The following is a 22203-nucleotide window of genomic DNA, read 5'->3' on the forward strand; positions in this document are numbered from 1 at the left end:
AAAAGTGCTGTTTTTTTTGATTGTTCCACTAAAATAACACAACACAGCCTTCACTTACTTTGGTTTTTTCATGAACAACAAAAGAAATATTTATAAAGATGCTGAGCACCCTTTTGCCCAATTTGTTCGCATTATTGGTAAAGGGAAAAACGGGGCACGCTCACTCAGTTATGAAGAAGCTTACCAAGCCTTTGATATGATCCTGAAAAATCAAGTGTTAGATGTACAGCTCGGTGCATTCCTAATGCTACTTCGGGTTAAGGAAGAGTCTGTAGATGAACTGGCAGGCTTTGTTCAGGCCACACGAGATCAACTGCCGTTCACGCCTTTAGAGGTCGATTTAGACTGGTCGTCTTATGCAGGCAAGCGTAAACACTATCCATGGTTTCTCTTAGCGGCACTGACTTTAGCCAAAGCAGGTTATAAGGTCGTGATGCACGGTGCATCAGGTCATACCATTAACCGTATTTATACTGAACAGGTATTAGAGTATCTCGATTTTAATATTTGCCAAACTCAAGCAGATGTGGAACAGGAATTAGCGTCGCGTAATTTTGCGTATCTACCGCTGCACGCCATCTCCCCGATTTTAAGTGACTTAATTTCCTTACGAAATGTTATGGGTCTTCGTTCACCCATTCATACTCTTGCGCGCTTGATCAATCCATTTAATGCCAAAGCGACCTTGCAAGCTATTTTCCACCCTGCCTATCGTGGTTCGCATCAGCAAGCGGCATTTAAACTGGGTTATCAAAATAGTGCGGTCATTAAAGGTGAAGGCGGCGAATTTGAACGTAACCCAGATGCCAAAACACTGATCTGCGGCATCAAAAATGGTGAACTCTACGAACATGAGCTACCTAAACTCACCGACAACCGAAGCCCAATTGAAGAAGAGTTAGATTTGGCTGAGTTTAAAGCAGTTTGGCTGGGTGAAAAACAGCATGAATATGGTGAAATGGCAGTGACTGAAACCATTGGCATTGCGTTATATACCATGGGGGTCTGCGATACATATAACGATGCCATGCAACAGGCCAAGCAGCTTTGGCGCACTCGTTTCTAAGCTGAGGGGACAAAGAAAAGCGTGAACGTTATTCGTCACGCTTTTCAATCCAGTAAAAGTCAGCCCAGTAAGGATAACGCTTTCCTGAAGAATGAATATTTCTGAGAATCAACTGATCACCAATATGAATGTCGATTTTTTGAGATTCATGAGGGCCAGATAAATAAACATCTTTTTGTTGTCCAATGAGGCTTGAACAATAGATTTGATGGCTTTTTATCTTTTTCGATGCTTCGCCTGCATAGGCGTTATGGATGTTTATTCCAATCAATAACATCGGATAACCATCATTTTTCATTGATGTATATTGCGTGACTGGATTTTGAAAGTTTTGACTCGGTAACACAGAAACATCTAATAAACATTCAATTTTTCTTGCATCACTTGTTGGCTCTGCAAATACATTGCTCGAAATTACAGTAATGAAGAATAAACCGAGTCGAGTGAGCTTTATTATTTTTATAAGCATAAGGATTGAAACAGTTTTGCAGATTATTCTTTTTAAATTGAGTTGTTGAATCACCAAGCATCTCTGTTGCTAAGCGATTCAACGTATTTTTAATCAATTAAATAAACCGAATAGGTTTAAATTCTGGTTCAGGCACATGAGAATCACACTCCTCACCTTCTTCTTTATGCCCTTTATCGATATAACCCGTACGTTCTTTTTCAGGAGTATTCTGATGCTCCCAAGCAATAACGGCTTGCATACAAGTTTGACGTTGTTCAGCAGTCAACACAACGCCATTTGGCCATTTACCAATTTCTACAGCTGTTTTTAAACGCTCAACAATATCGGCATCTAAAATAGAAAGCATCTGTTCAATATTCATGATTTAATCCTGTTGAAAAGAGTCAAAATCTTGGTTCCAACCGAGTTTAGTACGGCATGACATATAAAAATCATAACCCGGTGGATGTAATAAATTCAGTTTAAAGGGGTGCTTACGAATATGTAAGCTGTCACCCACATTGAGCGAAACACTGTGTTGACCATCGGCACTGACCATCGGCAAGACACGGTTTTCACGAATCAGAAGCTTAATTTCACTGTGTCCACCCACCACAATCGGGCGTGAAGACAAGGTGTGCGGATGCATCGGTACCAAAGCAATCGCATCCATCCCCGGATGCACGATTGGGCCACCACCTGACAACGAATAGGCTGTTGAACCCGTGGGCGTCGATACAATCAAACCATCACTGTGTTGACGGTAGACATATTGACCATCGATATTCAGTTCGAAGTCAATCATATGCACCGACTTGCCCGAGTGTAGTACCACATCGTTTAGCGCAATCGCATCATAAATCGTCTCGCCCTTTGAGCGAATTTCCATTTCCAATAAGAAACGACGATCTAACTGAAACTCACCTTTTAAAACTTGATCGAGCTTAAAAATCACTTCAGTCGGCTTGATATCGGTTAAAAAACCCAAACGCCCTCGGTTTACACCCATTACAGGAGTATTGAATTTGACCAAGGCACGTGCAGCATGCAGAAGTGAGCCATCCCCGCCCACCACAATCACCAAATCGACCACTTCACCCAGAAGTGCACGACTCACCGTTTGTGTATTTTTATAAGGAACCAGTTCAGCGGTTTGCGCATCAAAAACGGGATGTAACCCTAAGCTGAGTAGATGATCATGAATAAGACATAAGGTTTCGACAACTGAAGACTTATCTGGACGTCCAATTAAGCCTATGTTTCGAAATGTTTTATGTGAAATTTGCACCTGCAACATCGCTCCGCTACGATTCCCGCCTATCATAACATTATTTATTTAAATTGATTCAAAAACTAAAGTGACTGCTGCTACACACGGAATTGTCTCTATATTTCAGTTTGTTCACAGTTTAATTATTGCAAATTAGCGAAAAGCTTCGCATGATTAGCACAATTTCTCAGGATCTTATTCGTATTTATGAAGTCAGAACGTGGCATAGGTTTAATTGCACTGATCTTCTGCATCTTAGTCATTGCAGCATTCTTGGTGTTTAGTATTTATTTAATAAGACTCGACTCCGTTGTACGTGACAAGTTTGAAGGCAAACGCTGGGACATTCCTGCGAAGGTATTCGCACGCCCACTCGAAGTGTATACCAATGCCCCTGTCAATCAGGCTGACTTCACTCAAGAGTTAAAACTGTTGGGCTATAAGTCCTCGGAAAACTATACCAAATCAGGGAACTTTGTCAGTTCTGGCAATGAGCTATATGTACATACCCGTGGCTTTGACTTCGGTGATAGTGTCGAGCCTGAACAAGTACTTAAAGTCACCTTTGTCGATGAGCAAGTGGCTGAAGTCAGTGCAACTAAACCCTCTTCTACAGGGATTGCACGTTTAGAGCCGATGTTGATTGGCGGGATTTATCCGCAGCATAACGAAGACCGTGTCCTGATTAAACTCGACAAAGTCCCTAAGCCTTTAATTGAGGCTTTAATTGCAACAGAAGATCGTAATTTCTATAGTCACCACGGCGTTTCGATTCGTGGTACGGCACGTGCGATTGTGAGTAATGTCACGGGTGGAAAACGTCAAGGTGGTTCAACACTGACCCAACAGTTGGTGAAAAACTTCTACCTGACCCCTGAAAAAACCATTAAGCGTAAAGTCAATGAAGCATTTATGGCTTTATTGGTCGAATTTCACTATGACAAAGATGAAATTTTAGAAGCCTATCTCAATGAAGTGAACCTCGGGCAAAACGGCAACTATTCTATTAATGGTTATGGTTTGGCTTCACAGTTTTACTTCGGCATGCCTTTGCGTGAGCTAAATATTGCGCAACAAGCTTATTTGGTGGGTTTGGTACAAGGTCCAACCTTATATAACCCTTGGCGTAACCCAGAAGCTGCGAAAAAGCGTCGTAATATTGTTTTAAACAACATGTTGGTCATGGGCTATCTGACCCAAGAACAATATGAAACTGAAACAGCTCGCCCTTTAAATGTGATTGCCAAACCGACTCTCGGCCCTTCACGTTTCCCAGATTTCTTAGACATTGTACGCCGTCAGTTACGTACCGAATACCAAGAAGGTGATTTGACCAACCAAGGTCTACGCATCTTTACAACGCTTGATCCGATTGCCCAAATCAAAATTCAAGATGCGTTTAAATCGACTGTTGGTCGCTTAAGCCGTGGCTCAAGCCGTCTAAAAGAGCTACAAGGTGCGGTGTTGGTTGCTCATCCTGAAAATGGTGAATTGGTCGCAGCTGTTGGTTCAACCCAAGACTTTACGGGTTTTAACCGTGCACTCGATGCCAAACGTCAAGTCGGCTCACTGCTTAAACCAGTGATTTACCTCAGTGCAATTCAATCGGGACGTTACAACTGGGCCAGCCCAATTGAAGACAGTAGCATTAGTATTCAAGCCAATGGTAAAGCATGGACACCTAAGAACTATAGTGGTGGTGAACATGGCGTTGTGCCAATGGTACAAGCACTGTCTAATTCATATAACTTATCAGCTGTTCGCCTTGGTCAAGAGTTTGGTTTATCAACGTTTAGCAATCACCTAAAACGTTTTGGTGTGACCAGTAATATTCCAACCTATCCATCCATTTTCTTGGGTGCGGTAGACATGTCTCCGATGGAAATGCTCAGCATTTATGGCAACTTTGCCACAGGCGGTTTTAAGTATCCGACTAAATCCATTCGTACTGTTGTCGATCAAAATGGTCGCTTGCTGACCCGTTATGGTTTAAATGTCCAACAAACCATTGACCCTGCTTCTGCCTATGTCCTGAACTATGGTCTACAACAAGTGATGACCTCAGGTACAGGTCGTTCAGCTTATAACACTCTACCGAACTCGCTTCAGCTTGCAGGCAAATCTGGAACCACCAATGACACCCGTGACTCATGGTTTGCAGGTTACTCGGGCAATTATGTTTCTGTGGTTTGGCTAGGTTTAGATGACAACAAACAAACTGGCTTAACAGGTTCTTCAGGTGCGTTGCCAGTGTGGACCAATGTAATGAGCCAACTGCGTCAAAAACCAGTCAACTTACGCCAACCAGATGATGTGCAATGGCATTGGATTGATCGTGGCACGGGTTATCTTGCTGCGCAAGGTTGTGAAGGCGCGATGTATATTCCCCTCTTACGAAACACCGTACCACGCAAAGCAACCGCATGTGGCTTACCGCATTATCAAGTTGAACCCACTTACAATCCTGAAACAGATGGTTACCAAGCTACACCTGAACAAGGCGACAGCATAGACAACTATATTCGTGAAAGTGAATCGAACATGCAGCGAAACTTAGAAGATGAGACGCAAGTCATTTCGAGTGGTAGCTATCAACCTGAATAAATAGGACGGATTTAAATTTTGATGTGGTTTAAACGTTTAAGTATCTTAGCAACCATCGTGACTGTGGCAGGCTGTCAAAGCCTCCCACAGCCAGCTGAAAAAAAGATACCTGAAAAGCCGACACAGTCGGATAAAGAGCAGAAAACACCTTCAGGGGTCACAATTCATCCTTATGATCGCGAAGAAATTCAACGTCAGAAGATTGTGATTCCTGAGCAGAAAAGCAAACAACAGTTTGATGATGGGCGACAGCTTCCTGCTTTTAAAAGTCTGATGCAAAAAACACAAACGGCCTATCGCCAAGGCCAGTGGAGTCAAGCAGAAAGCTACGCCATGCAAGCACAGCGTTTAGCGCCACAGTCGAGTGAGACCTTTTTGTATTTGGCTTTAATTGCTAATCAACAAAAACAACCTGCAAATGCGGAATCGCTTGCACGTCGCGGCTTGAGTTATGCCCAAAGCAATGCCATGAAAAAGCAGCTTTGGAGCATTATCTTAAAAGCAGGTCAAATGCAGAAGAATCAGAAAACCATTCAACAAGCCCAAACAGCAATCAAAAGTCTGTCTTAAAAGCACGCTCCGTTAGATGGAGCGCTGCCCTGCTATACCATAAGCGCCATAACTTTGCGCTTTGGCTAAATCAGCTAACTGTAAACCGCCGAGAGCAAAAATCGGGATATGAATCTCTTCTGCAATCAAGCTCAACTGTTCCCAACCCAAAGTTTCACTATTTGGGTGGCTAAGTGTTTCAAGTACAGGGCTGAGCAAAAGAGCATCACAGCCAATCTCTTGCGCATGTTCAGCACTTATACGATCATGACAGGCCGCAATATAACGCTGCCCAACATTCAGCTCCCCTTTACTCAATTGCATCAGTTGAGATTGTTTCAGGTGTATGGCCGTAACTGCCTGCTGTTGTAGTGGATTTAAACCTTTCCATAGTTCTATATTGACAATCACCCGTGCCAATTGTTCTACACTCAGTTCTGCAATTTTTAAAATATGTTCAGGAGTCGCAGGCACTCGCCAATACAGCACTTGTTGTTCAGGCAAATCCTTCAACAGATCGATTTGATCTGAAATTTTAATCACGGGTGCAACATAAAGTCGCTTCAAAATGGCCTGATTGGCTTTTGGAAAGTTAAGACCTTGTAATTCGGCACGCTTGAACCACGCCCATGGTGAGTGAATGTCTGCCAATAGATGATTTGATACTACAGCATGAAATAAATGCAAATTGACAATCACATCGTCATATTCAAACTGAATACAGTCAAAAGCATGCCAATCTTGTATATCAATTCCAACCTCTTCTAACACTTCACGGCGACAAGCTTGCTCAGGCGTTTCACCTGCTTCCACCTTTCCCCCAGGAAATTCGTGCTTATTGCCCTGATGCTGTTCCGCCTGGCGCCAGCCCACCAACACTTTGCCTTGATGTAAAAGGATAGCTATAGCAACTTGAACCAAAGGTTTTGACATAATCAGATTCCATTTCAGATGTGTAGTGTATTGAGTGATTGCATGTAACGATATTGAAGTTTTTTATATTTTCAGCGAGAAAATGTTGACAGCCCCATTCGATAATGATTATCATTTAAATCGTTCAACATATACCACGGAGTCGCCAGAATGAACGCACCATTTAGCTTATTTACTCGTAACGAAACAGCCCATTCACTACCAATGCTACACTCAAACAACTTATTTGCCCTAGGCCGTGAAATTCGCATTATGCATGCTGGAGAAGAGTATCGTCTACGACTCACTCGCAATAATCGACTCATTCTTACCAAATAAGAACTATAAAAACCCAATAACAATAATCGTGGAAACAAGCAGTATGTCAGCGCGTACTGCTTTTTAATGTCTTTAAGTTTGATCATTTATGCTGTTTTTATCACAGATCACAGATCACAATCTGCATATCTAAGTCTCAAGCGTATTTAACAGCAGTTCCAATTTTAAACCGCCTAAGTCGGATGAACTAAATAACAACTGCCCTGCGTGTAAATCGACAATTTTCTGACAAATCGATAAGCCCAAGCCTGAACCTTGTGTTTTTGTACCTAAAGCCCGATAGAAGCGCTCACCCAAACGCTGAATAACAGCAGCTTCGACACCGTGTCCACTATTTTCAATCCTCAGTCTGAGCTGCTGTTTTTCAATCGTGAGCTTGACAAAAACTTGTGCGTGCTCAGGGCTATAGCGAATGGCATTGTCGAGTAAATTGCGAAGTGCGCTAAATAAGAGCTGCTCATTGGCCAAGACACAGGCTTGCTCTGCAAGCACCACGTTAATTTTAATCTGTTTTGAGTCCGCAAACGGCTGTAAAGCTTTAATCACGTCCTGCATTAGCAGACTGAAGTCAAACTTAGTCTTCGCCAAGCCCTCCTTTTGCTCAGGGTCTAGCCGTGCCAGCAACAACAAATTATCCAACACCTGTACCCCACGACTGACATCTTGCTGGATCGGTTTAAACTCACTTTCAAGTTCAGGGAACTTGCGCTTGAGCACCTGAAGTCGCATTTGTATCGCAGACAGTGGAGAACGTAACTCATGTGAAGCATCCGCGGTAAAGCGCTGCTCTGCCACTAAAGCTTGGTCTAAACGCGCCAATAAGGCATTCAGCTGCGATAGCATCGGTTGCAACTCAATCAGCTCAGGTTCTGGCATAGAAATAGGTGCTAAATCATTGACCGATTTATTTGAAATTTGCTCTGAAACTTGATGTATCACCCGAAATTTACGTCGAATGGCAAAATGCATCAACAACCACTGTACACACCACACTAAAAACAACACACCACTGAAAACTAGGATGCTTTGCCAAAAGGCATGGAAACGTTCGGACATCGACTGGGTCACTTGAACCTGTAAACCGTGATTATCCTGTGCAGTATAAATACGCCACAGTTTATGCTCTGACCAATAAAAACCATAAGGTGCATCTGAAACCAAACTCAAATGATCCACGGTTATTTTTTCAGGAACATCTTCGGATGCAGTCAAAAGTTGCTGTGCATTATCGAGTCGATAGCGAATATCAAACTCATCACTAAGCTCTGCCAAAGCTTGACCATTGCTGACCGTTAAATCATCTGCCAGCAACATATCGGCCATTTCATCCATGATTTCATCTTGCATAGTCATGGTCTGATAAACCGACACCCCAATAAACATCAGCAATGCCAAAAGCCCCGCCAGTATCGAACTGAGGAGCGAACTTTTAACAAGCTGACGCTGTAATGAAATTGGCTGAGCCATTATATGTCCTGATTCATTCTGTAGCCCAAACCACGAATGGTTTTAATACACTGACTACCGAGTTTTTTTCTCAATTGATAAATAAAAACCTCGATCGCATTACTTTCGATTTCATCGCCCCATGCATAAAGACTTTCCTCAAGTTGTTCCCGCGTAACGACATATTCGGGCTTGAGCATCAATTTATGCAAAATTTGAAACTCTTTGGCAGTTAAATTAACAGCTTGACCATTTTGAGTCACACTTTTGGCTTGTGGGTCGAGTTGGATATTGGCATAGCTCAATACCTGCGAGCTACTATGCTGTTGCTGTCGAAGTTGTAAGCGAATTCGAGCGGATAATTCCTCTAGACTAAAAGGTTTGACCAAATAATCATTGGCGCCCAAGTCTAGCCCTTCGACTCGATCTCGAATACTGTCACGTGCTGTTAAAAAAATCACAGGAGTCGATAGGTTCTTGCCACGGACTTTCAGCAAAATGTCATCACCTGTGGCATGTGGCAAACCACGATCTAAAAGCACACAGTCATACTGATGCTGTTCAATGGCTAAAATGGCATGGTCGCCCCGTTCCACCCAGTCGACACTGTAGCCATCCATTTCAAGCCAAGTTTTAATACTCTCAGCTTGAGAGGCATCATCTTCTGCTAATAATATCCGCACTGCTTAACCTGCCTAATCACTATTGTTTAGATCATGCCGTGAAATGGCTCAAAATACAAAAAACCACAGGGCTAATATCCATTCAAAGCCCTGTGGTTTTTTTAAGAATGCCCAATCAAAATTGAATTGAACTTGGGCAAGTGTGTTTAGAATTTCACTTGATCTACGTCAATTTCAACGCGTTTTGCTGGTTTGTAGTCAATATCTACTTCACCGATAATGGTTACAGGTGTTTTAGCCGAAATTGCTTTGCCACCCCATAACTCATCATCAATGTCGACAGTAATTGAACCAGTTTGGTCACGGAATTCATACTTCTCATCCCCAATGGCTTTGACCACATAACCTTTTAACTGGACATGACTGTCATCTTTTAATGTTAAGGCATGCTTAACCGTGGTTGGTGTTGAAGCAGCAACTGCCGCTTGGTTCACTGCCGTATTTGCTACAGCGACAGTGGTTGAGCCAATAACACCAGCAACCAATAACGCTTTCATCATCATATTCATATCCCGTACCTCTATTTAATTGTTCACCTATTCGATGAAGTCATTAAACCAAAGCTAGATGAGCTGAATCTTAAGAAAGCTTCAAGTAACGCATTAAACGCTTAGTTGAGTGGGACAACACGTAACACTTCTTCTAGCGTGGTGACACCTTCTAAAACTTTACGTGCACCCGCAATTCTTAAAGGCTCAATGCCTTCTTTTTTGGCTTGTTGACGCAGTGCAGTCAAGTCACCATTGGCACCAATCAGTTGCTTGGCCTCTAAACTCACAGGCATAAACTCATAAATACCGACTCGTCCTTTATAGCCCGTTTGCCGACACTCTTCACATCCTACTGCGGTAAAGACTTTTTCAGGCATCTCCATAATGTAATCAAAAGTCAGATGCTCCCATTCTTGGCTGTTGATTTGCTTTTCAACTTTACAATGTGGACATAAGCGGCGTACGAGACGCTGTGCCAATACCCCTAAAATGGTTGCCGCGGTTAAGAACGGCTGTACGCCTAAATCATGCAAACGCGTCAGACTGGAAGGTGCATCATTGGTGTGCAGAGTTGACAGCACTAAATGTCCTGTAAGTGCTGCTTGAATCGCCATATTGGCCGTATCATGATCACGAATCTCACCGACCATAATAATGTCAGGGTCTTGACGCATCAGCGCACGAACACCATCAGCAAAACCAAGATCAATACCTGTATTCACCTGCATTTGGTTAAAACTCGGCTCTAACATTTCAATCGGGTCTTCAATGGTACAGACGTTCACTTGTTCGGTAGCCAATTGTTTCAAAGAAGAATAAAGCGTGGTGGTTTTACCTGAACCCGTTGGCCCTGTCACTAAAATAATGCCGTGACTATGCGAAGTCAGTGCTTGCCAATCACTGAGCAAATGCCCTTCAAAACCCAACTGCTGAAAGCTACGCACTAAAACTTCAGGGTCAAAAATACGCATCACCAACTTTTCACCAAAAGCAGTCGGTAAAGTCGAAAGACGCAGTTCTGTTTCTTGCCCTTTCGGTGTCCGTGTTTTTAAACGTCCATCTTGTGGTTTACGTTTCTCTGCCACATTCATTCGACCTAAAATTTTAATCCGCGAAATCACTGCGGTTAAAGTATTGGCAGGCATGTTATAAATGGTATGCAGCACTCCATCAATACGGAAACGAACTTTGCCGTTGTCTTTACGTGGTTCTAAGTGAATATCACTGGCACCTTGCTCAAAAGCAAACTGTAAAACCCAGTCAACTAATTTAACAATGTGTTGGTCATTGGCATCTGGATTTTGACTATCGCCCAACTGTAAAAGTGCCTCAACACCTTTATTATCACGGTCATAGCTCCCAGACTTCTGAGAGTTACTGACAGCACGGCTCACCTGATAATACTCGACCATATAGCGCTGTAATTGTTCAGGACTGAGCAATACACGCTGGATTTTTTTCGGTGCAACATTCTGCTCCAAATTTGCAATCCAATCTTTCATATACGGCTGATCTGTTGCAATCAACACTTGATTGGCCTGAACTTCAACTGCCAAGATTTTATTGCGGAAGGCGAATTCTTGAGACATCACCGAAGTCAAAGCTTGCACATCGGCTTTGAGTGGATCAATCACATAAAACGGTAATTGGGTCTTTTCGGCTAACCATTGACACAGCCGATTTAATGTCAGTCTCGACTGTGGATGCAACTGATCCACCAAATTAAAATGAGCAATCCACTGTAAGGGATGCCACTTCAATTGATCGCGTTGACGGTGCGAGGTTTGTACTAGATTTTTTTCTTTTTCAGTGATTCGCCCATCTTTAAACAGTTGATCTAAGCACCAAGTGGTATCAATTTCAAAATTAAAATTCATTGTTATACGTCCCCAAATATAACTCCACTATAGCAAGATTTTCTGTATTCATTCGCACAAAGCATAAGCAAATCCTACAAATATCGAGGAGTAGCCAAGCACTCAATAGAATCACGAATTTACTCACAAATCTTGCTCTTTTAACTTGAATCCACCTTCAGCATTCGCCTATATTTTAGACAGATCATTAGCTTTTGTGAGGTAGGCTTGGACTTCAGCACAGTTTCCATCAACAACTTGGCTTTATCTGAGGTCCTCATCACCTTGGCTTCAGCATTAGGCTGTGGCCTATTGATTGGTTTAGAACGTGAACGAAGTAAACAACGTGAAAACCAACAGAGCTTTGCAGGACTACGCTCCTTTGCCATTTGTGCACTCCTCGGTGCTATTTGTTTTTTATTTGGTGTCAGTATTGGCATTGTCGGTGCGCTGATCATCGGCGGCATAGTTATATTTCCAATGAAAAACCAAACAGAAGATTTGGGTTCAACCACTGAACTTGCCTTTGTCATGACCTATTTTATCGGGGCGATGTGCTTGTGGAATACATCACTTGCTGCGGGTTTAGCGGTACTCCTGACCATTATTTTAATGACCAAACATCCGATGCACAGCATTGCGGGGAAATGGATTACTGAGGCTGAGTTTAAAGACGGTATCTTTCTCCTAGCGCTGATTTTAATTGCCCTGCCCTTAACGCCGAATACGCCTTTATGGGGTGCTGTGCTGAATCCCTATATTATTTTAAAATTAGTCACGCTCATTCTTGCTGTTCAAGCGCTTGCACATATCGCCAAACGACTGCTGAACACTAAAAATGCCATGATTTTATCGGCGATCGCTTCAGGTTTTGTATCCAGTACAGCGACTGTTGCTAGCTTAGGCATGGAAGTACGTGCAGGTCGAGCACTCGCCAAACCCAATGCAGGTGCAGCGCTCATGTCCTGTATTGCGACTTTATTGCAACTGCTGATTATAGTCGCAGGTGTGAGTGTACTTTGGCTCAAAACCATACTGCTTCCGACCCTTGTAGCAAGTGTCCTTTTAGGGATCTGTGCTTATGCGTTGGTACGATCTGCTCCTGCACAAGAACAACATCAACCCACTGATTCACGCATGTTTAGCTTAAAAGAGGCTGGCATTATTGCCCTGACTTTGACGTTTATCCAAGCGGGGGTGTATGGACTTAACCTTTGGCTGGGAGATGCAGGTTTAATCGCTGGGACTTTGCTTGCTTCTTTATTTGAAATCCATGCAGCGATGGCAACAGTCGTGATGCAAGGAACACCGACAGACACGGCAGCAATGTCTGCATTTATATTAGGTTTGACTGCACACGCTGTTGCCAAGTCCATTAATGCCGCCTTAACAGGTGGTAAGCAATACTTTATTGCTTTTGCCCCGATTCAGATTTTGCATATGCTGGTATTGATTGGGCTATTGTATTGGAGCCTCTCTCTTTAAGTCTCTCATTCTACGGCCGTGATATTCACTGTAGTTTCACCCACTGTAAAAGCGATATCAACAGCAGCAAATTTCATTTTATATACCCGTGCTTCATCATCCTGATACGCCGGTCTGGGATCTAAAGATAAAACGGCTTCAAGCTCTTGTGCGGTCTGTACAGACAATTTCCCACTCGTCAAAAGCTGCTGCTTCTGTTCGATCGCCCGATCCGACCATATCACCGATTTACGGTTAGGTTCATCTTGCGCATAGCCACTTTCCGCATCTATAACGGCATCTGAGTAGTGTATATAAGGTTTAATATCGACAATCGGGGTGCCATCTAGCAAATCACTTCCTGTGACATACACTCGAACCGATTTCCCTTCTTTTTTAACGTACTTGAGCTTTACCACCGATAGACCAATCGGTGAAGGACGATACATACTACGCGTAGCAAACACCCCTATTTTTTTATTCCCTCCTAAGCGTGGCGGACGAACTTGTGGACGAAACTGGGTTTTTTCTGGATTTTTATTGTCATGAAACTGCCACACCAACCATAAATGACTAAATGCCTCAATCCCTTCAAAGGCCAGAACATCATTATAGGGTGCTAGCATTTCAATATACGATTCCACTTGAACCAAATTAGGCTGACGAGGAATACCAAACTTTTCCTTATAAGAAGAGTGCATATAGCCAATAATTGGCAAGGTTAACTCAGTCATCATCACTTTTTCTAATAAGCTCAATTAAATATATTCAGTTTATCGAGAATGATTTTAGATTAGAATAGCAACCTGTTCTAATTTGATAATTTATTGAGACCTTTAATGGCTGCTTTCAACGTCGAAAAGATTACTCACGTCCACCATTGGAATGATACTTTATTCTCTTTTAAAACGACGCGCGACACTGCTCTACGTTTTAAAAACGGTCAATTTGTGATGATCGGCCTTGAAGTAAATGGCAAACCGTTAATGCGTGCTTATTCTATCGCTAGTGCAAACTACGAAGAAGAACTTGAGTTTTTCTCAATTAAAGTTCCAGATGGCCCGTTAACCTCTATTTTACAAAAAGTTAAAGTGGGCGACGAAATTTTGGTATCTAAAAAACCAACTGGAACTTTAGTACTTGATGACTTAAACCCAGGTAAAAACCTATACCTGCTTTCTTCTGGTACAGGTCTTGCACCGTTCTTGGCGACCATTCGTGACCCTGAAACTTACGAACGTTTTGAGAAAGTGATTGTGGTTCATGGTACGCGCTTCATTTCTGAGTTAGCGTACCAAGACCTTATTTTAGACGAACTTCCGAACAATGAGTTCTTTGAAGAATTAGGCATTAAAGATAAATTGGTTTACTACCCAACGGTTACTCGTGAAGAGTATCCAAACCAAGGTCGTGTCACAACAGTAATTGAAACTGGCGAGATTTTTGAGAAGATCGGTTTACCACGTTTTAACCCAGAAACGGACCGTGCAATGCTTTGCGGTAGCCCTGCATTCCTCGATGACGTTGCTGCACTTCTAGACCAACATGGTTTAAAAGAGTCGCCACGTATGGGTGTACTTGGTGACTACGTGATTGAACGTGCATTCGTTGAAAAATAAGATCGTATAAAGATATTAAAAAACCGAAGCTTAGGCTTCGGTTTTTTATTTACTCTACGCATAGTTTTATCTAATATTAAAATAATAACAAATCTAGAATTTAAACCAATGACCTTTCCAGAACTCAAATTTAAAGACTATTTACATCCGAAACCCAAGCCCAGCGGCCTCGATGTACAGTGTAAACTCCAGCATTTTGCTCTGATTACTTATGCCGTTGACCCTACTCGTTTTAAAGAAATCATTCCAGCACGGTTTAAGCTAGACACGGTACACTACCAAGGCAAACAACATGCACTAATGTCGGTAGTCCCCTTCATCGATGTCGATTTCAGCTCCGCAGTTTACCCTTTCCCAAAATTCACGATGGGGCAAACCAATTATCGGGTCTACGTGATTGATCAGGAGACACAGGAACGTTGTGTTTGGTTTTTAGGAACGACTTTGGACTCTTGGACGCTAATCGTTCCTCGTTATGTCTGGCAACTACCGTGGCATCCTGCACAGATTGAGTTTGATTGTCAGCAAGATGCAGAGGATCTATATACACAATATAAAATGCGAACTCAATCGGCATGGGCCACTTCAGATGTACATTTGTCTCAGTCGCAACATGACCAATGGCTTTTTGAAGGCTTTCCCAATTTAGAAAGTTATCAGGTCTTCTTGACTCATCCTTTAGCAGGATTTTACCATCGCCGCGATGGAAAACTCGGCAGCTATCGTGTGTGGCATGGCCGCTTAAATCCGAAACCTGCAACGCTGCACTATGCTCGCTTTGAACTTTTAGCAAGGCTCAATCTTGTATGCTATGAAGATCAGCTCAAACCCTATAGTGTTCTGATTGAACCAATCAATGAATTTACCATTTATTTACCCCCCAAGGTACCTTAATCATTCAGCTGAATAACACAATAAATAATGAATGCCCTACATATTTTAAGGAATATTAAGCATGATGAATAAATTTCAGCTAAGATAATGAGAGATTGGTTGTTTTTCTCCACAAAGTCTCTATAATTCAACAAAACAGACAAGTCTGTCTATTTTTGCTGAAATACTGAATGACCTAAAACATTCAGAGGGTACAAAAAATATAAGAAAGCGCATTAAGTTGCTCATATTCATATCATGCATTATTGTCAAATAATGTGCGATATGGAACATAATCATTATCAGCAAAGCGCGATAACTTAACCGTTATCGCGCTTATTTATTTGTACTTGATTTATTTTAAACTCATTTAAGCCAGCAATATAATGTGTATTGGGTTAAACTTAAAATCAAAGTTTATATATTAAGCAGCCGAGAGTTCCATTTGGATTAAAGTATTCACACGCTTCCAATAATCTTCCAAATGCACTTGGTTCGGATCGATTTGCGCTTGTATGGTCATGCCATCCAAAATACTCGATAAAAAAGCCGCCAACTGTTCATCCTGTTTCACACCTAGACGATTCAAAGCCTGACATAGCTTGCCTTTTAACCATTCTTTATAATCAATTGCAGGCTGTAGCGAAGAAGGATAAATTTTTGAAATTTCTTCAACTGCCTTTTGGAACATACAACCATTAAAATCCGCGCTATGAAACCAAGCATGGTACCATTCAAAAATTGCACGAATATGGGAGAGATAATCACTTGGGTCACATGCAGCAATCGTCGCTTCAAGCGACTGCTGTAAATTTTGGTTTCTTGTCACTAAGCATTCTTCAATTAATTTAGCTTTAGATGGGAAGTATTTGTAAAACGTCATTTTAGCAACGCCAGACTCTCTAATAATCCGATCCACACCGATAGAATTATAACTATGTGAGTTAAAGAGATTAAGCGCTGTGTTAATGATGTCTTCTTTTTTTGACATTTATTTTACCTGATGCACAAAACTTTAAAATTAAGCCATTAACCCAAAAGAACAGCACATGAAAACGAAATACATCGATTGAAGACGATATTATATATCAAATTTAGATCAACGCCGTTTTTTTATAAAAACAATACCAATATTAAAATAAGCATTTGAAATATATAGTTTTTAAGATAAATAAAACACTAGAAGAATCGAGTCTTTTTCACTATGATAAAAATGATGAAAATTAAAATTTACCTCGTATATGAATGCTCTCTCCTTCACCCAGTCTGAACATACCCGCGCAGAAGTTTTGCGCTTTATTGAACGATCCTTAAGCTCAATGTCATGGGCAGCCAATACTCAAGCGATCATTCATTTAAAGCAAACGACAACCGAACATGTTTTATTTCAACATCCGATACTGACACGGCTGCATCAATGCCAACTCAGCCTTGAACAGCTGAAATTTATTCATCTGAATTATTTTACTGCTATTGTTAAAATTTTCACTGATGCTTTGAGTATGGCTATGTATCAAGCACTGCAACTTGAGCACGACAGCAATATCGTGGAGTAAGATCGCATTGCAGCCAAGATATATGCACGTTATTTGTTGTCACTAAATCTTCTAGATGAATTGGGTTTTAATACACACCAACTAGAGAAAAGCTCGCCCTCTAAATCGCATTTGGTCTATTTCCTTCAACTGATGCAGCAACTTGAACTCAATGTCGCCGATCAAAAACAGACCGAGCCTGAAGCATTTACAATCGCGCAATTTATTCAAGAACATATTCATTCTTATGCCGACTTGCTGCTCATTTTGGCTTGTACTGAATTACAAGTGATTAAGTTTAGTGAAGCACTCAGAACCAATCTCGCAGCCTATAATCCTTTATTTACCCAAGGCTACTATGCATGTCATGGCCTTGCAGAAACATGTGATACAACCCTTGCTAACGATGACAATCATGAAGACGATATTTGGGTGCTATTCACACAATGCTATAAACCTGAACAGGCTCTGTATTTCCAGCAACTTCAAACTGAATATTTAAGTCTATGGAATAACTTTTGGAGCAAGATGAATTTGGTATTAAGCTAAACTTAAATCTAAATTTAGTCCAAAATGGCATATTAAAGCTTGGAAAAATCATTCAATTCATACATGAAAAACCATGCTGGAATAAGTATTGTACTAAGTAACATTGTGTGAAAAGTCTTCTCAACGCTTAATTTACAGTTTCAACCGCTCTTTTTTATCAAAATAATCTTGTGGATAAGGGTCTTGACCTTTTAACTTATTACGATATTTCATTACACTAATCTGAACACCTTCATCCGTTAAAAATTCATTATAAAAATCCTGTTCTTTTGGATATTCAAAACCTAGTTTTTCAAATATTTGCTCTGACAATGTTCCAAAATTTTCATAAGATTTTCTATAACCAAAGTAATTAACAAATCCCATGACTGCAATCACAAGAAACAACCCAAAAAAATCCCAAAGCATTAATTTTAAAAATAAATCCCATGAATAGTTAAAATCAAAGATATAAAAAAGTAAAAGTACTATTGTCATTCCTCCCCAGCAAATAAGCGTAAAATAATAGGTTTGCATAATAATCGCTTTATAGCCTTTTTTTACTGAACGACCCATTTCATAGATCATATACAATAAGCCTGATTTAGGATCAAGAATGGCATAGACCTGATAACGTCCATCTACAGGTTTTTCATTAATTACGGCGATCAGTTCATCATTTTCTTTAAAACGAGCCGTTGTAAATTGCCCCAGTAAAGAATGTCCTTCTATTTCCCCCTGTAAACGTGATGCCATCTTTAGCTTTACCTGCCATCACCAAAATAGGAGCACTGGTAAGTAACGAACTACTTTCAGCCAGTACACCAGCAAAAGTAGTACCAGCGGCAACTCCACCCACATTTTGATTTACGGGTATTTTGGATTTGGCTTTTTCTAAAGAATGGATTGGGCCTTCTACCAGTTTTAGGTTTAATTGTAGACCAGTCATCATTCACTAACTTTTTTCTTATCAAAATAATCTTCTGGATAAGGGTCTGGGCCTTTTAACTTATTACGATATTTCATTACACTAATCTGAACACCATCATCAGTTAAAAAATCATTGTAAAAATCCTGCTCTTTGGGATCATCAAATCCGAATTTTTCAAATATCTGCTCTGATAATGCTCCAAAATTTTCATATGACTTCCTATAGCCAAAATAATTAACAAAACCAGAAATTGCTACAGAAACAAATAAAGAAATTCCCACAATCTCCAGAAAGTATAAAACTGTATTCATAGAATAGGAAAAATTAAAAATAAAATAAAATAAAATAAAAATAAAGAGGAAACCCCATGATAACAATGTAAAATAGTAAGTCTGCATAATAATGGCTTTATAGCCCATTTTTATTGAACGGCCCATTTCATAGATCATATATAATAAGCCTGATTTAGGATCAAGAAGGGCATAGACCTGATAACGCCCATCTACAGGCTTGTCATTAATTACAGCGATCAGTTCATCATTTTCGTTAAAACGTGCCGTTGTAAATTGCCCCAGTAAAGAATGTCCTTCTATTTCCCCAGTAAACGTGATGCCATCTTTAGCTTTACCTGCCATCACCAAAATAGGAGCACTGGTAAGTAATGAACTACTTTCAGCCAGTACACCGGCAAAAGCGGTGCCAGTTGCGATTCCTCCCACATTTTGATTTACGGGTATTTTGGATTTGGCTTTTTCTAAAGAATGGATTGGGCCTTCTACCAGTTTTAGATTTAACTTTAAATGTTTCATTTAGACACTCACCACCGCACTATTAAACTCTTTTTCTTCTTCTTTAATATCTTTAAAAGGACTTTCAGCACTCGTTTTTAATCGAAATGCACATTTCTGACACCAGTCTTGCATCGCATTATCCAAGACATAGTTTTTTAAATAAATTTCCAAGGCAACAAGCGCAATCCCAGCTATACTCAACATAGCTCCAGCTTGAATAGCTCGTATACCAAGAATTGCTCTTCCAAGTGCATAACGTTCAACATTATAATATAACGACGTATTTTTCATGAGCGGTAGATTTAGAAGAACACTAACACCAACAGCAAGAGTTAAAAATGAAACTACAAGCTTACCTAGTCCCAGCCCTATAGCATAAAAATTACCTTCTTGAATAGACTTACCAAAATTCTTTAAATCAATAATTAATGAAATTGTTGCCCCTGCAATCGCAAAATATGCACCACACTTAGCAATATAAGCAGCACGTTCTGCAAAAGAAAACTTCTCCATCGAACTGCTACCGACTTCCAAAATTGCAGCAGTTGTCGCCATCATACCCGACATATACGACAGGGCATTATCTACCGATGGATCATTATTAAATTTAGAAACCTGTGTTCCAAAGTTAATTAACTCAAATATTGCAACCACACCAGATACACGCAAACCTGCACTTGGTGAACTATTCGCAATAATCCGATCAATTTGTTTTGCTGCTTTACTTGGGTTGGTCGCGGCTGAAGAGTACTTTTTCCAGTTGTTCTGCACCATTTCAGGTGTCAGTTTAATCCGACCCGTTAAAGTTTGAACTGGAATAAGATAATACAGTGAGTTCTTTGCGACATGCTCAACCAATGCCCCACTATGAGCAAAGGTATAAAATGTTAAGCGTCCAAGTTTTTTTGCAAATTCCGAACCTGGCGTATATTTCATACTCCACTTCACTGCACTTTGAGTCAGTTCAGACATCCAGTAGAACGTTTTTAACAGGCTAAATTTTTGCCCATGTAACATATAACCGTTATTGGTTTTATCCGCCGCCCATTCTTGCCAAGCTTTATCCGCAGCAACAAATGCAGCTATTACAGTTTTGGTCGCATTTTGTCCATCATCCCAAGATATATCGATAATGCTAGGTGCAGCTGTATTGTATTTATTTTTCAAACTTTCTTGGTTATAACAAATTGCGCGCATATAAATATTTTCTTTCGCAATTTTTTCTACCCCTAACCAAGTTTCAAGTAATGCTTGTCCACTAGGTACTCCACTCATGCCATTGATCATATCCATGGCATGAACATAGAAAATATTTCCATACGGAACTTGCACTTGATCATCATATGCGTGCAGCGCATTGATCACAGCTTTAGACAACAACCATTTAATATGATCATCTGCAACGGCTCTTGCCCCTTTTAGCCCTTTCTCGATTAACTCATTTACAGTTGTATCAAATTTTGATTTTGCATCCACATCTAAATTTATTTTGTATTTCTTATTCCAGATTTGCGCACCTTGATCTTTACTTAAGGTTCCCATATCTTGATTAAAAATACCTTTAGTTGGGTCCTGCTTCTTTTGAGCTTCACGCAATAATCTTTCTTGTTCTTCTTTTGACTTTCTTTTATATATTTTTTCTAACTCATAATTAATGTCATCAGCATCTGTTAAGTTTTTTGGCAATTCATTTATTAGAGAACGTAGAATTGCATCTTTGGTTAGCTGAGCACTTAATTGATTTTTCTCACTTAATAATCTATTTTCCAAACAAATTTTAATACTATCTATACACTGAGAACTATGTAAACGGTGCTCATTTGTAAAAGCTCCTTCTTTCTTTGCTAAATACTCCATCACACTTTTAAATTCAGAATTACGTAATGAATTTAACTTCCTTGTAATACCAACAGGATCATACAAAGCCATACAAGCAAGCGACTTTGGTTCATTTTTAAATTTATTCAGGGTTGCGTTGATACGGTTTTCACCAAAACTATTTATATTATAAACCGTGGTTTTAAACTGACCTGCTGCAATACAATGTTCTTGTGTATTTCCAGCACTGATTAATACTTTCTGCCACTTCCCTTCAGTGACAAACTTCTCTGCATTTTTTTCATATTCACTCAGTTTTGCCTTACTCATAGGTACATGTGTATGAATGATATACGCAATTTTGGCCTCATCTTTAGGATTACTTTCTACCGAAATCACAGATGAATTAAAGTTATGTCCAACACCTTTGCAGGCAAACTCAGGAACACTTTTAGGGGCTACTTTACCAACAGGGAAATAAGACAAATGTCCTTTCGGCGTAACTAAATAACCAGCCCATTCCAAAGCACCCGATACTCGCTTTACTAAACGGTATATATATCCAGTATCAATCATCTCAACTGCATATTTAAAATGACTCAGCTGAATGTCTTTAACATTTTTCCCTAATGTTGCTGGTAACGCAGGTGCATTACCTCTAACCACGGTATAACGTAAAGGGAGAATATTAAAACCCGTTTTACGACAAAAAGAACACTCTTTTTGTGATTGACCTGGACTATTATTTTGTACATTTGCAGGAGTAGACTGCTTTGAAGATTTTCCAATTTTACTTTGTTCTATTTTTTTTTGGATCTCTTCAACAGATTTAGGATTCCTCATATCTGGCACAGGCTCGGTTTTCCCCAGAACAGGAATTTTGGATTGCTTTTTTATTTGCTGCTGAATCATCTCATTGAATTTAGAGTTGCTAGCATTTGGTGTTTTCAAATTCGTTTGTTGATTTGTTGTCATAT

At 40.4% G+C, this 22203-nt stretch carries 19 protein-coding genes and 2 pseudogenes; 8 read left to right on the forward strand and 13 right to left on the reverse strand.

Annotated features, from left to right (window positions below):
* Positions 1-70 precede the first annotated feature (70 nt).
* Complete coding sequence (locus HYI04_RS09585) at positions 71-1066, forward strand: glycosyl transferase family protein (RefSeq protein ID WP_178896096.1); 996 nt, start codon at positions 71-73, stop codon at positions 1064-1066.
* 28 nt (positions 1067-1094) lie between these two features.
* On the opposite strand, the gene HYI04_RS09590 is transcribed toward HYI04_RS09585, so the two are convergent.
* The 3 genes from HYI04_RS09590 to HYI04_RS09600 form a co-directional block, all read right to left on the reverse strand.
* On the reverse strand, positions 1095-1535 hold the full coding sequence (locus tag HYI04_RS09590; RefSeq protein ID WP_178896108.1) for a hypothetical protein: 441 nt from the start codon (positions 1533-1535) through the stop codon (positions 1095-1097).
* Between the two features lie 97 nt (positions 1536-1632).
* The gene (locus tag HYI04_RS09595) at positions 1633-1899 is read right to left on the reverse strand and encodes a YeaC family protein (RefSeq protein WP_004696113.1); all 267 of its coding nucleotides are present in this window, start codon (positions 1897-1899) and stop codon (positions 1633-1635) included.
* A gap of 3 nt (positions 1900-1902) precedes the next feature.
* Positions 1903-2841, reverse strand: coding sequence for an NAD(+) kinase (locus HYI04_RS09600; protein ID WP_004696112.1), 939 nt, complete (start codon positions 2839-2841; stop codon positions 1903-1905).
* 153 nt (positions 2842-2994) lie between these two features.
* Here HYI04_RS09600 and mrcB point away from each other — a divergent pair, with 153 nt between their 5' ends.
* Both mrcB and HYI04_RS09610 read left to right on the forward strand, forming a co-directional pair.
* Positions 2995-5391, forward strand: a complete 2397-nt coding sequence (mrcB, locus tag HYI04_RS09605; RefSeq protein WP_159152865.1) for a penicillin-binding protein 1B — start codon at positions 2995-2997, stop codon at positions 5389-5391.
* Between the two features lie 21 nt (positions 5392-5412).
* Positions 5413-5961, forward strand: a complete 549-nt coding sequence (locus HYI04_RS09610) for a tetratricopeptide repeat protein (RefSeq protein WP_159152915.1) — start codon at positions 5413-5415, stop codon at positions 5959-5961.
* Positions 5962-5973: 12 nt separating this feature from the next.
* Here HYI04_RS09610 and HYI04_RS09615 read toward each other — a convergent pair whose 3' ends face one another.
* Entirely contained in the window at positions 5974-6873 is a 900-nt protein-coding gene (locus HYI04_RS09615; RefSeq protein ID WP_178896097.1) for an NUDIX domain-containing protein, read from the reverse strand.
* A gap of 150 nt (positions 6874-7023) precedes the next feature.
* On the opposite strand from HYI04_RS09615, the gene hemP reads away from it, so the two are divergent.
* On the forward strand, positions 7024-7191 hold the full coding sequence (gene hemP / locus HYI04_RS09620) for a hemin uptake protein HemP (RefSeq protein ID WP_004696105.1): 168 nt from the start codon (positions 7024-7026) through the stop codon (positions 7189-7191).
* A gap of 129 nt (positions 7192-7320) precedes the next feature.
* Here hemP and HYI04_RS09625 read toward each other — a convergent pair whose 3' ends face one another.
* The 4 genes from HYI04_RS09625 to HYI04_RS09640 all read right to left on the reverse strand — a co-directional run bounded on the left by HYI04_RS09625 (position 7321) and on the right by HYI04_RS09640 (position 11688).
* Complete coding sequence (locus HYI04_RS09625; RefSeq protein WP_178896098.1) at positions 7321-8658, reverse strand: HAMP domain-containing sensor histidine kinase; 1338 nt, start codon at positions 8656-8658, stop codon at positions 7321-7323.
* Positions 8658-9320, reverse strand: coding sequence for a response regulator transcription factor (locus HYI04_RS09630; RefSeq protein ID WP_178896099.1), 663 nt, complete (start codon positions 9318-9320; stop codon positions 8658-8660). Before HYI04_RS09630 ends, HYI04_RS09625 begins: the two co-directional genes overlap by 1 nt.
* Positions 9321-9466: 146 nt before the next feature.
* The gene (locus HYI04_RS09635) at positions 9467-9829 is read right to left on the reverse strand and encodes a NirD/YgiW/YdeI family stress tolerance protein (RefSeq protein WP_004696098.1); all 363 of its coding nucleotides are present in this window, start codon (positions 9827-9829) and stop codon (positions 9467-9469) included.
* 101 nt (positions 9830-9930) lie between these two features.
* Positions 9931-11688 (reverse strand): GspE/PulE family protein, encoded by a 1758-nt coding sequence (locus HYI04_RS09640; protein WP_159152861.1) that lies wholly within the window; start codon positions 11686-11688, stop codon positions 9931-9933.
* 207 nt (positions 11689-11895) lie between these two features.
* Here HYI04_RS09640 and HYI04_RS09645 point away from each other — a divergent pair, with 207 nt between their 5' ends.
* The gene (locus HYI04_RS09645; protein WP_178896100.1) at positions 11896-13152 is read left to right on the forward strand and encodes an MgtC/SapB family protein; all 1257 of its coding nucleotides are present in this window, start codon (positions 11896-11898) and stop codon (positions 13150-13152) included.
* Between the two features lie 5 nt (positions 13153-13157).
* On the opposite strand, the gene tsaA is transcribed toward HYI04_RS09645, so the two are convergent.
* On the reverse strand, positions 13158-13868 hold the full coding sequence (gene tsaA, locus HYI04_RS09650; protein WP_159152859.1) for a tRNA (N6-threonylcarbamoyladenosine(37)-N6)-methyltransferase TrmO: 711 nt from the start codon (positions 13866-13868) through the stop codon (positions 13158-13160).
* Between the two features lie 102 nt (positions 13869-13970).
* Here tsaA and HYI04_RS09655 point away from each other — a divergent pair, with 102 nt between their 5' ends.
* Both HYI04_RS09655 and HYI04_RS09660 read left to right on the forward strand, forming a co-directional pair.
* On the forward strand, positions 13971-14750 hold the full coding sequence (locus tag HYI04_RS09655; RefSeq protein WP_004696086.1) for a ferredoxin--NADP reductase: 780 nt from the start codon (positions 13971-13973) through the stop codon (positions 14748-14750).
* A gap of 108 nt (positions 14751-14858) precedes the next feature.
* The gene (locus HYI04_RS09660) at positions 14859-15644 is read left to right on the forward strand and encodes a DUF2071 domain-containing protein (protein ID WP_178896101.1); all 786 of its coding nucleotides are present in this window, start codon (positions 14859-14861) and stop codon (positions 15642-15644) included.
* 403 nt (positions 15645-16047) lie between these two features.
* Here the strand turns inward: HYI04_RS09660 and HYI04_RS09665 are convergent, their stop codons facing one another.
* Complete coding sequence (locus HYI04_RS09665; protein WP_178896102.1) at positions 16048-16614, reverse strand: TetR/AcrR family transcriptional regulator; 567 nt, start codon at positions 16612-16614, stop codon at positions 16048-16050.
* A 250-nt stretch (positions 16615-16864) separates the two neighbouring features.
* Here HYI04_RS09665 and HYI04_RS09670 point away from each other — a divergent pair.
* A pseudogene (locus HYI04_RS09670) lies at positions 16865-17707 on the forward strand (hypothetical protein).
* 132 nt (positions 17708-17839) lie between these two features.
* On the opposite strand, the pseudogene HYI04_RS09675 reads toward HYI04_RS09670, so the two are convergent.
* The 3 genes and pseudogenes from HYI04_RS09675 to HYI04_RS09685 all read right to left on the reverse strand — a co-directional run bounded on the left by HYI04_RS09675 (position 17840) and on the right by HYI04_RS09685 (position 22201).
* A pseudogene (locus HYI04_RS09675) lies at positions 17840-18635 on the reverse strand (putative type VI secretion system effector).
* Complete coding sequence (locus HYI04_RS09680; protein ID WP_159152854.1) at positions 18635-19426, reverse strand: putative type VI secretion system effector; 792 nt, start codon at positions 19424-19426, stop codon at positions 18635-18637. The pseudogene HYI04_RS09675 and the gene HYI04_RS09680 overlap by 1 nt, the downstream one beginning before the upstream one ends.
* Positions 19427-22201 (reverse strand): T6SS effector BTH_I2691 family protein, encoded by a 2775-nt coding sequence (locus HYI04_RS09685; RefSeq protein WP_159152853.1) that lies wholly within the window; start codon positions 22199-22201, stop codon positions 19427-19429.
* Between the last annotated feature and the right edge of the window lie 2 nt (positions 22202-22203).

It is taken from the genome of Acinetobacter sp. SwsAc2 (assembly GCF_013391465.1).
GTDB classification, from domain to species: domain Bacteria; phylum Pseudomonadota; class Gammaproteobacteria; order Pseudomonadales; family Moraxellaceae; genus Acinetobacter; species Acinetobacter johnsonii.